The organism is Actinophytocola sp., from assembly GCF_035634895.1.
In the GTDB taxonomy this organism is placed as follows: domain Bacteria; phylum Actinomycetota; class Actinomycetes; order Mycobacteriales; family Pseudonocardiaceae; genus Actinophytocola.
Genome location: NZ_DASQCC010000088.1, coordinates 22,075 through 35,307, shown reverse-complemented (window position 1 = coordinate 35,307; position 13,233 = coordinate 22,075). Strand labels below are relative to the sequence as shown.

Below are 13,233 nucleotides of genomic sequence, written 5' to 3'. Positions count from 1 at the left end.
TCGACGACGGAGAGCAGTACTTCCGCAGCGGCGACCTCGTGCGGCGCACCGAGAACGGCGAGTACTTCCTGGAGGGACGCGCGGACTTCCGGGTGAAGGTGCGCGGCCAGCAGGTGTACCTGCAGCACGTCGAGGAGGTCGTGCTCGCCGCCGAGGGCGTGGTCGAGGCGGCGGCGGTCGCGGTGCCGGACGTGCACGCGGGCCGGCGGCTGCACGTGGTGGTGCGCCGCCGCGAGGGCTGCAAGCTCAACAGCCTGGTGCTGAAGAAGTTCCTGGCCGAGCGGCTGCCGCCCGCCGCGGTTCCCTCGACCCTCCACATCGGACCCGACCCGCTGCCGAGAACCTCGACCGGAAAGGTCGACCGGCAGTTTCTCGTCAACTCCCAGAAAAGGTGACCCACCATGTCGAACACACAGACGATCACGAAGTACATCGTCCGGGAGTTCCTGCCGGACGTCGAGGCGAGCGACCTTCCCCCGGACTACGACCTGCTGCGCAACGGCGTCATCGACAGCCTCGCGCTGCTGCGGGTCGTGGACTGGATCGCGGCGGAGTTCGACGTCTCGATCGAGGACCTCGACCTGTCCCCGGACAACTTCCGGACGGTCGAGAACATCGACGCGCTGGTCGCGTCGGCGAAGTCATAACGGGATCACCACAGGAAAAGGAGAACCGACATGATTGTCCGCGGCATTGAAGAGGCGAAGACCGTCGAGTGGGGCAACGGCCTTTCCCGCAGATTCCTGACCGCCGCCGACGGCATGGGCTACACGCTCACCGACACCATCGTGAACGCGGGCACCAAGTCCCAGCTGGAGTACCGCAACCACCTGGAAGCGTGCTACTGCGTGGAGGGCGAGGGCGAGGTCGTCGACATGGCCGGCAACTCCCACCCGATCACGCCGGGCGTGATGTACGCGCTCGACCAGCACGACGCGCACTACCTGATCGCCTCCCCACACAGCGACCTGCGGCTGATCTGCATGTTCACCCCGGCCCTGCGCGGCGACGAGGTGCACTCGCTGGACGCGGCCCGCTCGTCGGCATACTAGGAAGGGAAAGACAGTGGTGACCATGTTCACCGAAGAGCAGCACGAGCTTCGTGACGGCATCGCACCCTTCTGCGACACGATCAACGAAGGCCACATCGAACGCGACGCACGGGGCGAGTTCTCCCACGACGCGTGGAAGCTGCTGCGTGGCTCGGGCATTCTCGGCCTCCCGTTCGGCGAGGAGTGGGGTGGGCTCGGACAGGACCTGGTCACCACGATGTTCGTGCTGGAAGGACTCGGCCAGGGGTGCCGCGACGGCGGCCTGCTCTTCTCCACGACGACCCACATCGTGAGCACCGGCGTACCGCTCGCACGCTTCGGTTCCCAGGAGCTGAAGGACCGCTACCTGCCAGCCATCTGCGACGGCTCGCTGATCGGTGCCCACGCGATCAGTGAGCCGGGCAGCGGCTCCGACGCGCTCGCGATGCGGACGGTCGCGAAGAAGGTCGACGGCGGCTGGGTCCTCTCCGGCAGCAAGACGTTCATCTCCAACGCCCCCATCGCGGACGTGATCGTCGTCTACGCCCGCTCCGACCCGAACGGCGGCCCGCTCGGTATCACCACGTTCCTCGTGGACGTCGGCTCGCCCGGTCTGTCGATCGGGCAGCCGATCGCGAAGATGGGTATGAAGACCTCGCCCATGGCCGAGGTCTTCCTCGACGACTGCTTCGTGCCCGACGCCAACGTCATCGGCCGGCGCGGCATGGGGTTCCTCATCCTCGACCACGTGATGAAGTGGGAGATCCTGCTCTCGTTCGTCGTCAACACCGGTGAGATGGCCCACCGCATCGAGCGCTGTGTCTCCTACGCCAACGAGCGCCATCAGTTCGGCCGGCCGATCGGCGCCAACCAGTCCGTGCAGAACCGGATCGTGGACATGAAGATCGCGACCGAGACGGCCCGCAAGTGGTTGTACGACACCGCGGAGAAGCTCCAGCGCGGCGAGACGATCACCACGGACCTGTCGATCGCCAAGCTGGTCGCGAGCGAGGCCAACCTGTCCACCGCCATCGCCGCGGTGAACGTGTTCGGCGGCAACGGCTACATGGCCGAGTACGGCCTCGAGCAGGACGTCCGCAACGCCGTCGGCGGCACCATCTACTCGGGCACGTCCGACATCCAGCGCAGCCGCATCGCGGCCATGCTCAAACTTCCCACGCACTAGGAAAGGGACCACCGTGTCCGAGAACCTGCAAACTCTCCTACAGCCCACGGAGTTCATGGACTACGAGTCCGAGACCGTGCGCGCGTTCATCGCGAAGACCCTCGAGGGCAGTGCCGGCGACCCGGTCGAGGACGCGGTCAAGCTGTACTTCGCGGTGCGCGACGGCCTGCGGTACGAGGTGTACGGCAACGACCTGTCCCGCGAGGGCATGAAGGCCAGCGCGATCATCGACCGCGGCTTCGGCTTCTGCATCCACAAGGCACTGGTCTACGCCGCCACGCTGCGGGCGATCGGCATCCCGAGCCGGGTCACCTACGGCGACGTCCGCAACCACCTCGCCTCGCCGCGGCTGCGTGAGCTGGTCGGCGGCGACCTGTTCCGCTTCCACAGCCTCACCCAGGTGTACCTGAACGGCACGTGGCTCAAGGCGACGCCGGTGTTCACCAAGACGCTGTGCCGGCTGTACAAGATCAGGCCACTCGACTTCGACGGCCACTCCGACGCCGTCTACCACCCCTACGACGAAGAGGGCCGCCAGCACATGGAGTTCGTCCGCTGGCACGGGGAGTTCGACGACTTCCCGTACGACCTGGTCATCGGCGGGTTCCAGACCCACCACCCGAAGCTGTTCGCCAGCAACACCAAGACCGCGACCGGCTCGCTGGAGGAGGAGTCCGCCGACCAGCGGGCGCTGCTCGCCACCGGAGTCGCCAGGTGAACGGAGCCCACCGAACGTTCCGGCGCACCGAAACCAGCGAGGAGAGGTCATGACCGAACAGATCCGTTACCAGCTGCCGCAGCAGGAGCTGCCCCGCACCTGGTACAACATCGCCGCCGACCTACCGCCCATGGCGCCCGCGATCAACGCGAAGACGGGCCGGCCCATCACGCCGGAGGACATGCTACGCACGACCGCGCCCGCGCTCGTCGAGCAGGAGTTCAGCAAGGAGCGGGAGATCGCGATCCCGGAGGAGGTGCGCCAGATCTACGCCCAGTGGCGGCCGACCCCGCTGTTCCGCGCCCGCCGGCTGGAACGCGAGCTGAACACTCCGGCCCGCATCTACTACAAGTACGAAGGCGACGCGCCGACCGGCAGCTTCAAACCGAACAGCTCGGTGCCACAGGTCTTCTACAACAAGCAGGCCGGCAAGAGCATGGTCGTCGCCGACACCGGCGCGGGCCAGTGGGGCGCCGCGATCGCGTTCGCCGCGTCGCTGTTCGACATGAAGGCCAAGGTCTTCCAGGTGCGGGTGTCCGCGGAGCAGAAGCCACACCGCAAGACCATGATGGAGACGTTCGGGTCGGAGTGCATTCCCAGCCCCAGCACGGAGACCGCGCCGGGCCGGGCCACGCTCGCCGAGTTCCCGGACCACCCGGGCAGCCTCGCGGTCGCCAAGTCCGAGGCGCTGCAGATCGTGTTCGACAACCCGGAGACCGGCTACACCCGCGGCAGCGCGGCGAACCACGTCTGCCTCCACCAGACGGTAATCGGCCAGGAAGCGAAGCGCCAACTGGAGCTCCTGGACGACTACCCTGACATCGTGATCGGCTGTGCCGGCGGCGGCAGCAACCTTGCTGGCCTCGCGTTCCCGTTCCTCGGCGACAAGCTCGCCGGTGGCCGGGACGTGCGGCTGGTCGCCGTCGAGCCGGCCGCGTGCCCGACGCTGACCCGTGGCAGGATCGCCTACGACCACTCCGACTCCGGCGGGATGACGCCGCTGCAGCGGATGCACACGCTGGGCAACGGTTTCGTGCCGCCGCCGGTGCACGCCGGTGGGCTGCGGGCGCACAGCATCGCGCCGCTGATCAGCTGGGTGGTCGAGCTGGGACACATGGACGCCGTCGCGGAGTCGCAGAAACGCGCCTTCGAGGCCGGCGTGTTCTTCCTGCGTGCCGAGGGCGTGCTCGCCGCGCCGGAGGCCACGCACGCGATCCGCACGGCGATCGACGAGGCGGTGCGCTGCCGCGAGACCGGCGAGGAGAAGACGATCCTCTTCGGACTCACCGGGCACGGGAACTTCGACCTCGGGGCCTACCAGCGCTTCGCCGCCGGCACGTTGCCGGACGACTCGGTGAGCGAGGAGTCCCTGGCCGTCGGTCTGGCCAGCATTCCCGAACTACCTGGAGTTCAGTGATGAGTCGCGTCAACGTCGTGCAGTTCCTGCTGCTGGGCACGATCTGGGGCACGAGCTACACCTTCATCAAGGCCGCGCTGGAAGGCCTGTCCCCCACCCAGCTCGTGCTGGGACGGCTCGGCCTCGGGCTCGTGTTCCTCATCGCGATCGTGCTGCTGTGGAGCATCAGCCTGCCGAAGGTCGGCAAGGTGTGGGGCCACCTGGCGGTCTCGTCCGCGCTGGGCATGGTGATCCCGTTCCTGCTGCTCGGCTACGGCGAGCAGCACACCAGCGCGGCCATGGCCGGCATGCTGATCGCGGTCCTGCCGCTGGCCACGCTGGCCGCGGTGACCGTGTTCCTGCCGTCCGAGAAGGTCAGCAGGCGCAAGCTGTACGGGTTCCTGCTCGGCTTCGCCGGTGTGGCGCTGATCGTGGCGCCGTGGGAGGGCGCGTCCGGTGAGCTGACCGGCCAGTTGGCCGTGATCGCCGCGGCGTGCAGCTACGCGGCGCAGACGGTGTACATCCGCAAGTTCCTGGTGCCGCACGGGCTGTCGCCGGTCGCGCAGGCCTGCGGCCAGGTGATCATGGCGCTCGCGCTGCAGTCGGTCACGCTGCCGGCATTCGGCTGGGAGACGCCGTCCTTCTCGTGGCCGGTCGTGGCGAGCGTGCTGCTGCTCGGCTTCTTCGGCACCGGCGCGGCGTACGTGCTGTACTTCCGGCTGATCACCGACCTGGGCGCGGCGACGGCGTCCTCGGTGAACTACCTCGTACCGGTCGTCGGCGCGGTGGCCAGCACGACGCTGCTCGGCGACAGGATCACCTGGAACATGCTGGCCGGCGTGCTTACCGTGATGGCCGGGCTCGCGATCGCGGAGAACCGCCTGTCGCGCCGGGCCAAGCCGGTGACGCCCGCCGCGAAGCCGATCGAGAAGGTGGCATGATGTTCCGTCCGGCGGTCGGCTGGCGGGCGCGGGTCGGGATCCTCGTGATCGACAAGGACACCGTGCCGGAGGTCGAGTTCCAGGCCATGGCGCCGCCCGGGGTGACCGTGCACGCGGCCCGGTTCGCGAGCCCGCGCCAGCACGGGTCGGGCAGCTACGGCGACGACCCGGCCAGCACCGTCGCCGAGTCGCCGGACATCGCGCGCGGGCTCGACCACCTCGGCCGGATCGGGCTGGACGCGATCACGCTGTGCTTCGTGACCGGAAGCTTCTTCGGCGGCCTCGGCTTCGACGACGCGTTCGCGGCGGTGGCGAGCGAGAAGGCGCACGGCTGCCGGGTCGCCACCGCGGCCGGGGCCGTCCGGGCCGCGCTGGCGGCGACGGGCGTACGGCGGCCGTTCTTCGTGGCGCCGCCGTGGTTCAACGACCTGATCGCCCAGCACGCGCTCGGGTACTTCCGGGACGCGGGCCTCGCGCCCGCCGGGCTGGTCCGCTACGACCTGGGCCCGGCGTGGCACGACAAGGAGCCGTGGCAGGTGTGGGACGCCAACGGGCAGCAGGAGGTCCGTGCGGACGAGCTGTACCGGCAGGTCCGCATGCTGGCGCCGGCGGACGCGGACGGGGTCGCGGTGCTGGGCAACGGGTTGCTGGCGGCGGACGCGATCGCACCGCTGGAGGCCGACCTCGGGGTGCCGGTGGTGACGTCGAACCAGGCGGCGCTGTGGTATTCGCTGCGGCTCGGCGGCGTGCCGGCGCTGTCGGAGGGTTACGGGAGGCTGTTCGAGCTACCGTTGGCGACCGGGACGGCCGCCGCGTGAGGCGCGGCCGCCCCTGAGGAGAACGGGACGCGCCCCGGCCACGGGTGCGTGTCGAACCGGAAGGAAAAGGCCCAACGTGACTACAGGCGTGGAGTTCCGGGACGGCAGGACCGTCACCGTGTTCGGCGCCACTGGAAAGACCGGCCGCCATGTCACCCGCTACGCCGCCGAACGCGGCTGGCGGGTGCGGGCGGCCGGGCGCCGTCCCGGGCAGGAGCTGTTCGACTGGGACGACGAGCGGACGTGGGCGCCGGCGGCGGAGGGCAGCGACGCGGCCTACGTGCTGATCCCGTTCAACCATCCGGGCGCGCCGGAGCGGACGCCCGCGCTGCTGAAGGCGGTCGCCGCGGCGGGGGTCGGCCGGGTGGTCCTGCTGTCCAGCCTGGACGTCACGGAGGCGGAGCCGGACAGCCCGCTGCGGCTGGCGGAGGAGGCGTTGTCCGGGCTGCCGGTGACGACGGCCGCGCTGCGGCCGACGTGGTTTCTGGACAACTTCACGCACGGCTCGTTCGCGGGCATGGTCTCCTCGGGTGAGCTGCGGCTGCCGGCAGGCGAGGGCCGCATCCCGTTCGTGGACGCCCGGGACGTCGCGGCCGTGGCGGTGGCGGCGATGGCGCCGGACGGCCCGACGGGTCCACTGCCGATCACCGGTCCGGCGGCGCTGACCCACCACGAGGTGGCCTCGGCGCTGACGGAGGGCCTGGGCAGAGCGGTGCGGTACACCCCGGTCACGGCGCCGGAGTTCGTGGACCTGATGGTGGCCCGCGGTTTCGGCGCCGACTACGGCACGTTCCTGGCCGAGGCGCTGGAGCGGGTTGCGACCGGCGAACTGGTCATCCCCGTGTACGACACGGTGCCGAGGTTCGCCGGCCGCCCCGCCTTCAGTGCGCTGGACTTCGCGCGGTACTACGCCTAGTTCACGGAGAAGCTGTTCACGGCGAGACCGGCGCCGCCGACCCAGGGTTCGAAGCCGGCCTGGATGCTGGTCAGGTACCAGGCGCGCTGGGCGAAGCCCCGGCCGACGGCGTCGCGGTAGAAGTCGTCGACGGCGAAGCTCAGCGACGAGGTCGTCGAGGTCGTCGAGGTGCGGACGTAGGAGATGACGTTCCAGCCGATGTTGCCGAACCACACGTCCCAGGTGCCGCCTGCGATGCCGACCGAGCCGATCCGGGAGCCGACGGGCTGGATCGAGCCCTGGCGGTTGAGCCAGACCATGATCTCCGCGCCGGTGTTCTGGCCGTTGGTGCGCGGGGTCGGGTCGAACCAGATGTCGTACGCGGCGTCGTAGACCCCCGAGCCGGGGTAGGACATGCTGACGCTCGTGCGCAGCGCGGTGAACGCGCTGGTGTTGGCCTGGCGGGGCAGCCCGCTGCCGGCGCTGCAGTTGCCGTAGTGGCAACCGAAGTACACCGACGGGTAGGACGCGGGCGCGCCGTTCGTCGGCTTGTTGTGGTTGGCCTGCGTGACCCGGAAGCCGCTGTCCGACGTGTCGAGGCACTGCGTGGTGTCGGCGCCCCACACGTTGTTCTGGACGATGTAGCGGCCGTTCTGGATCCTGGTGGAGCCGAACTTGTCACAGATCGTGGCCGCGCTCGCGGGCTGTGCCCCGAGCACGGAGACCACGGCGGCCACCAGACCTGCGACGATGACGGCGGGGACGAGACGCCTCATTGCGACACTCCCGTATTTCGGCGGGTTTCATGGAAGTTTCGGTAATGGGAGCGCTCCCAAAACCATCTCCATCGTCACCCACCCGGACCGATGCCGCAACACGAGCCGGCGGCGGCCATCCCCTGGATGGGGGACGTCCCCGGTTTCCTCCACGAGAAGGACCGGGCCCGGCCGCCGGGGCCTCGTGTTGCCGTGACGCTGGTCGTCGCGCGATTTTTTGTTGCGTCCCAACAAAAGCTGGCTCTGCCGGCCGTCGGCGGGCTAGCGTGCCCCAATGGGCTCTCCCCGCGTACTGATCACCGGCGCGGCGCGCGGGATCGGCGCCGCGCTCGCCGAACGCCTGTCCGGCCGGGGCGCGCGGGTGGCGCTGGCCGGCCTGGAGCCCGCACCGCTGGCGGAGGTCGCGGCCCGGTGCGGGGCGCCGTGGCGGGAGTGCGACGTCGGCTCGCCCACACAGGTGGAACGCGCGGTGGACGAGCTGGTCGCGGAGCTGGGCGGGCTCGACGTGGTGGTGGCCAACGCGGGGATCGCCCGGCAGCTGCCGATCGTGGGCGGCGACCCGGCGGTGATGACGGAGACGCTGCGGGTCAACCTGCTGGGGACCTACCACACGCTGCGGTTCGCGGGCGCGCACATCGCGCACCCGGACGGGTACGCGCTCGTGATCGCGTCGCTGGCGGCGGCGGTCCACCCGCCGCTGATGGGCGCGTACAGCGCGGCGAAGGCGGGGGCGGCGGCACTCGGGCACACGCTGCGGGCGGAGCTGGCGCCGACGGGGGCACGGGTGGGGGTGGCGTACTTCGCGGAGCTGGACACGGACATGACGACGAGGGGTTTCGGCACGGCGGCACTGGGCGCGCTCACGGGCGGCGGCCCGATCACGTCGGCGGCGCCGCTGGCCGTGGCGATCGACGCCCTCGAACGCGGGATGGCCTGCCGGGCCCGGCAGATCGTGGCGCCGAGGTGGGTGCGGCTGGTGCTGCCGATCCGGGGTGTGGTCCAGCGGGTGGTCGAACACCGGTTGCGCGGCGGGGTCGCGGAGGCGGTCCGCATCGCCCGCGACGAGGACGTCCCGTTCACGACGCCACAGCAGGGACGGAGGCAGCCGGGTGAGTGAGGGTGGCGACACCGTGCCGCGCGTGCGCCCGGGGCGTCTCCGGGAGACCGGGCTGCTCCCGCAGCTCGTCGCGCGGGTGTTGGGGCGGCGGTTCGGGTTGCGGCCGCTCGGGTTGTTCCTCGTGCTGGGGCGGCACCGGCCGCTCTTCCGCGCCTGGCTGTTGTTCTCGTCGCGGCTGCTGCGGGGCACGGTCCTGACGCGGCGCGAGGTCGAGCTCGTCATCCTGCGGGTCGCGACGGCGCGGGACTGCGCCTACGAGCTGGACCACCACCGCAGGCTCGCGGGCCGGGCCGGCATCACCGACGAGGAGCTGGACCACCTCCGCACCGGGTCCTCCGCGCCATGGGCCGCACGCGAGAAGGTCCTCCTCCAGGCGGTCGAGGAGCTGCACCACGCCCGGGACGTCACCGACGACACCTGGGCCGCCCTCCGCGCGCACTTCCCGGAGCGCGCCGCGATCGAGATCTGCCTGCTCGCCGGCCACTACGAGCTGCTCGCCACCACCATCACCACCCTGCGGCTCCCCCTCGACCAGCCCCGCGGGCGCGTCAGCCGGACCCGGCAAGTGCCCCGAGAAACGCCCCCACCACCGCCGTGATGCCCGTCGCCCTGCTCCGGTCGGGGACGCCGGTCGTCCTGGCGGGGACGGGAATCCGCGGCGGCGCTCCCGAGTTGCGGCGCCACGTGTCCAGCAGCAGCTGCGCCTGCATCACCAGCGTCCCGATGCACACCATCAGCTGCCGCCGCGCGAGGTCCACCGGGAACGACGGTGAGATGGGAAACGCCGTGTTCAGCGTCGGCTGTCCCGCCGCGTTGAGCCCGCACGACGGCAGGCCGGTCCACCGGTCACCGTCCGTCAGCAGCGCTGCCGGGTCGCGGATCGTGATCCCCAGGAACTCGACCCGGGCCGCCAGCCGGCCGGCCGGCGCGTCGCGGACGTCCCCGTCGCCCCCGTCCCGGATCTCCCACACGATCACGTTGATCTCACCCACCGTCACGGTGTAGGTCGGGTTGCCGTCGGGTGCGAGGCCGCGGACGACCGGCGCCGCGTCGGCCGGCACCGCCCAGCCCAGCGCCCGGTCGAAGATCCTGTCAATCAGCCAGGGATCGACCCTCTTGGTGACGTTCCAATCCACGGCGTCCGATGAAAGCACACGGCGACCCGCCGCGGGATAGGCCAAACGTCCCATCACGACGCCGTCTTCGGCGCCCCCACCTCGACGAAGGCACGGATCCCCGCCACGATGCCGTCCAGCGGCACCGGCATCGTCGTGCGCGTCGCGATCCCGGTCAGCACCTTCGCCGGCAGCTCCGGCGACCCGGCCAGGTCCGCGGCGACCCACGCCACCGTGCGGCTCGCGACCTTCGGCAGCCGGACCAGGCCGTCCGCGATCGCGGCCAGCTCCGCGTTCGCCAGCGTGGTCTCGGTGTGCGGTTCCTCGACCGGCCCGGGGCGGGGCACGCGGTCCTCGGCGCCGCGGCGCAGGATCACGTTCTTCGCCGCCGGGAGCACCACCACCGGGTCCGCGCACACGGTGCACGCCTCGTCGTGCCGCCCGTGCGGGCCACGCACCACGCAGCTCATCCGGTCCGGCGTCGTGCTCAGGAACCAGAACGCCCAGCACGACTGGCAGCAGAACACGTCGGTCGTCGCGCCCTGCCACTGGCGGGTCGCGGCGGTCTCCTGTTCGAGCATGAGCAGCCGGGTGATCTCCGCGCGCTCCGTCACGTCCCGCTGCGCGGACTCCTCCAGCTCCGCGACCTGGCCCCGCAGCGCGGCGTTGTCCCCCAGCAGCGAGGTGTTCGCGGTGGTCATCTCCGCCACCTTCGCGCGGAGCTCGTCGGTCTCCCGCGTGGCGCGGCCCAGCGCCGTCCGGTGCCGCTCCCGCAGCCTGGCCTGCGCGTCCTCGGTCTCGTCCATGACCAGGTCGACCGCGACCTTCACCTCGCGCCGCATCGCCTCGCGCGCAGGCTCGAACTCGAGCAGCCACGTCCACACCCGCCCAGCCATACCCGCAACCGTATCCTGGTCACCGCGTGGCTCTCCGCCGAACACGCTCGTTCCACCGCCACCGCCCGGGTACGCGGCGCTTCCGCCGGTAACCGGCCAGTGGTCTGACCTCTGGCCGGATCGGTGGCCACAGGTCCGCAGGACTTGAACCTCCCGTGACGGGAGGTCCTAGCGTTCGCGGCGTGAACGAGCACTGGAGCATCGGCGACCTGGCGAAGGCCAGCGGTGTCACGATCCGCACGTTGTACTACTACGACGAGATCGGCCTCGTCGGGGCCAGTGAGCGGACGGCGTCCGGGCACCGCCGGTACACCGCGGACGACGTGCGCCGGCTGTACCGGGTGCGGGCGCTGACCCAGCTCGGCCTGTCGCTGGAGGACGTGGCGAGGGTGCTGGCCCGCGGCACCTCCGACCTCGCCGCCCTGCGCGACCTGCTCCACGCGCAGCTGGCCGACCTGGAGGTGCGGGCACGGCAGGTCAACGAGCTGAGCCGGCGGGTCCAGGGGCTGGTGGCGCAGCTGGACGGCGAGACCATGCCGGAGCCCGCGCGGTTCCTGGAGACGCTGGAGCTGACCGCACAGCTGTACGGGGGCCTGTCCGCGGAGCAGCGGGACGCGCTGGCGGAGCGCCGCGCCGAGCTGGGTGACGACACGGTCGACGCGATGCGGTCGGAGTGGCTCACGATCTTCAGGGAGCTGAAGGGGCACCTGGCGGCCGGCACCCCGGCCGACGATCCCGAGGTCGGCGCGCTGGCCACCCGGTGGCAGCGGATCGCGGCGTCCCTGCGCACCGGCCGGCTACACATCGACCGGCAGGTCGAGGCGAGCAGCGAGGCGATGTGGGCGCGGCACGGCGACCGGATCGGCCGCCACCTCAGCGACCAGGTCGACTGGCTGGAGCCCGGTGACATGGCGGCCATCGTGGCCTACCTCCAGCGGGCGCGGTCGTGATCACGCGATGGTTGCGGGACAACGCACACCCGCTCCGCACGCTCGACCCGGCCGACGACGACCTGAGCGACCTGGAGCCGCTGCGGGACATCGTGGGTGACGCCAGAGTGGTGGCCATCGGCGAGAGCACCCACCGGATCCACGAGTTCTACCAGCTCCGCCACCGGCTGACCCGGTTCCTGGTGCGGGAGCTGGGGTTCACCGCGTTCGTCATGGAGTCCGGCTTCCCGGAGGGGTTGGCCGTGCACGACTGGGTCCTCGGCGGGCCCGGCGACCCGGCGGACCTGCTCGACCGGGGAGTCACCTACCACATGGGCAAGTGCGCGGAGCTGCGTGACCACCTGGAATGGTTGCGCGCCAACACGGTCCGGTTCTACGGCATGGACGTGTCCGACTCCTCCGCGTCCGCACGGCCCGCCGTCGACGCCTGCCTCACGTTCCTGGACGACGCCGACCGCGACTACGCAGAGTCCCTCCGCCGGGAGCTCGCACCGCTTTTCGACTACCTGCCGGCGGATCGCACCGGCCTGGCGTGGGCCGCGCCGGCGCTGGGGGCGTACTTGGCTCTCGACCCGCGTGTCCGGAACGAGCTGACGGCCCGGATCGGCGCGCTGGCCGAGCGGATGCAGGCGCAGCGGGTCGTCTACTCCGCCGCGACCGGCCGGGAACGGTACGAGACGGCCCTGCGGTGCGCCGCCACCGCCCGGCACACCGACGCCTTCCTGCAGGCGATGGCCGCGGCGCCGCACCGCACCTACGCGGGCGCCAACATCCGCGACGCCGCGATGGCCGAGAACGTGGAATGGATCCTGGGCCGCGAGGAGCGGATCGTGGTGACGGCCGCCAACGGGCACGTGCAACGCTGGCCGTTCTCGATACCGCTCCTGATGCCGGCCGGCATGACCGCGCTCGGCGAGCACCTGGCCGCGTCGCTGGGCGAACGGATGGTCGTCATCGCGAGCGCGTTCGGCGGCGGCACGCTGTTCCTGCACCGCCCGGTCCCGGACGGCCCGCCCGGCCACACGGAGGTCTTCACGCAGGACCTGGACTCCCCCGACCCGGGCAGCCTCGACGCGTTGCTCGCCACAGCCGGGCTCCCGCGGTACCTGCTCGACCTGCGTGCGGTCCCCGCGACCGGCCCCGTCGCGGACGCCTTCGCCGCCCCGGCGACGATCATGACCGGCCTCCAGCCGACCCCCGTCGACCCGATGGCCGCGTTCGACGCGGTCGTCTACGTCGACAGGGTGAGCCCATGGCACACCGTGTTGGGTCACCCCGCCCCGCCCGGCGCCGCACCGTCCTGACCCGCCGCGGCGCGGAGGACGCCGGCACCCGGCGGTATTTACCAGCAGTGACCACCTGCCGTCCTCGTCCGGCCGCGACCGGCGGGCACC

At 71.2% G+C, this 13,233-nt stretch carries 16 protein-coding genes; 13 read left to right on the top strand and 3 right to left on the bottom strand.

All coding sequences use genetic code 11. The features are described 5' to 3' along the window. The 9 genes from VET29_RS12305 to VET29_RS12265 all read left to right on the top strand — a co-directional run. A partial coding sequence (locus tag VET29_RS12305) for an AMP-binding enzyme (protein ID WP_414636486.1) occupies positions 1-395 on the top strand: 395 nt, incomplete at its 5' end. Between the two features lie 6 nt (positions 396-401). Further along, positions 402-647, top strand: a complete 246-nt coding sequence (locus VET29_RS12300; RefSeq protein WP_324919298.1) for an acyl carrier protein — start codon at positions 402-404, stop codon at positions 645-647. Between the two features lie 30 nt (positions 648-677). Beyond that, the gene (locus VET29_RS12295) at positions 678-1,052 is read left to right on the top strand and encodes an ectoine synthase (protein WP_324919296.1); all 375 of its coding nucleotides are present in this window, start codon (positions 678-680) and stop codon (positions 1,050-1,052) included. Positions 1,053-1,074: 22 nt separating this feature from the next. After that, the gene (locus tag VET29_RS12290) at positions 1,075-2,217 is read left to right on the top strand and encodes an acyl-CoA dehydrogenase family protein (protein WP_324919294.1); all 1,143 of its coding nucleotides are present in this window, start codon (positions 1,075-1,077) and stop codon (positions 2,215-2,217) included. A gap of 55 nt (positions 2,218-2,272) precedes the next feature. Beyond that, positions 2,273-2,935, top strand: a complete 663-nt coding sequence (locus VET29_RS12285) for a transglutaminase-like domain-containing protein (protein ID WP_324919292.1) — start codon at positions 2,273-2,275, stop codon at positions 2,933-2,935. A 49-nt stretch (positions 2,936-2,984) separates the two neighbouring features. Then, on the top strand, positions 2,985-4,352 hold the full coding sequence (locus VET29_RS12280) for a TrpB-like pyridoxal phosphate-dependent enzyme (RefSeq protein ID WP_324919290.1): 1,368 nt from the start codon (positions 2,985-2,987) through the stop codon (positions 4,350-4,352). Then, on the top strand, positions 4,352-5,272 hold the full coding sequence (locus VET29_RS12275) for a DMT family transporter (protein WP_324919287.1): 921 nt from the start codon (positions 4,352-4,354) through the stop codon (positions 5,270-5,272). Before VET29_RS12280 ends, VET29_RS12275 begins: the two co-directional genes overlap by 1 nt. Continuing rightward, on the top strand, positions 5,269-6,090 hold the full coding sequence (locus VET29_RS12270; RefSeq protein WP_324919285.1) for a hypothetical protein: 822 nt from the start codon (positions 5,269-5,271) through the stop codon (positions 6,088-6,090). The genes VET29_RS12275 and VET29_RS12270 overlap by 4 nt, the downstream gene beginning before the upstream one ends. 76 nt (positions 6,091-6,166) lie before the next feature. After that, positions 6,167-7,006: an NAD(P)H-binding protein gene (locus tag VET29_RS12265; RefSeq protein ID WP_324919283.1), complete on the top strand. Its 840-nt coding sequence runs from the start codon at positions 6,167-6,169 to the stop codon at positions 7,004-7,006. Here the strand turns inward: VET29_RS12265 and VET29_RS12260 are convergent. Then, complete coding sequence (locus tag VET29_RS12260) at positions 7,003-7,761, bottom strand: GH12 family glycosyl hydrolase domain-containing protein (protein ID WP_324919282.1); 759 nt, start codon at positions 7,759-7,761, stop codon at positions 7,003-7,005. The two genes, VET29_RS12265 and VET29_RS12260, sit on opposite strands and share 4 nt — an antisense overlap. A 274-nt stretch (positions 7,762-8,035) precedes the next feature. Between VET29_RS12260 and VET29_RS12255 the strand changes: the two genes are divergently transcribed. Both VET29_RS12255 and VET29_RS12250 read left to right on the top strand, forming a co-directional pair. Then, positions 8,036-8,878 (top strand): SDR family NAD(P)-dependent oxidoreductase, encoded by an 843-nt coding sequence (locus tag VET29_RS12255; RefSeq protein WP_324919280.1) that lies wholly within the window; start codon positions 8,036-8,038, stop codon positions 8,876-8,878. Continuing rightward, on the top strand, positions 8,871-9,476 hold the full coding sequence (locus VET29_RS12250) for a carboxymuconolactone decarboxylase family protein (RefSeq protein WP_324919278.1): 606 nt from the start codon (positions 8,871-8,873) through the stop codon (positions 9,474-9,476). Before VET29_RS12255 ends, VET29_RS12250 begins: the two co-directional genes overlap by 8 nt. Here the strand turns inward: VET29_RS12250 and VET29_RS12245 are convergent. Both VET29_RS12245 and VET29_RS12240 read right to left on the bottom strand, forming a co-directional pair. Then, a complete protein-coding gene (locus VET29_RS12245) occupies positions 9,427-10,014 on the bottom strand; it encodes a hypothetical protein (protein ID WP_324919276.1) in 588 nt (195 codons plus the stop codon). The genes VET29_RS12250 and VET29_RS12245 overlap by 50 nt on opposite strands. Positions 10,015-10,067: 53 nt before the next feature. Continuing rightward, positions 10,068-10,889: a hypothetical protein gene (locus tag VET29_RS12240; protein ID WP_324919274.1), complete on the bottom strand. Its 822-nt coding sequence runs from the start codon at positions 10,887-10,889 to the stop codon at positions 10,068-10,070. Positions 10,890-11,071: 182 nt separating this feature from the next. On the opposite strand from VET29_RS12240, the gene VET29_RS12235 reads away from it, so the two are divergent. Together VET29_RS12235 and VET29_RS12230 are read left to right on the top strand one after the other, a co-directional pair. Next, complete coding sequence (locus tag VET29_RS12235) at positions 11,072-11,839, top strand: MerR family transcriptional regulator (protein WP_324919272.1); 768 nt, start codon at positions 11,072-11,074, stop codon at positions 11,837-11,839. After that, positions 11,836-13,143, top strand: coding sequence for an erythromycin esterase family protein (locus VET29_RS12230; RefSeq protein ID WP_324919270.1), 1,308 nt, complete (start codon positions 11,836-11,838; stop codon positions 13,141-13,143). Before VET29_RS12235 ends, VET29_RS12230 begins: the two co-directional genes overlap by 4 nt. The last annotated feature ends 90 nt before the right edge of the window (positions 13,144-13,233 follow it).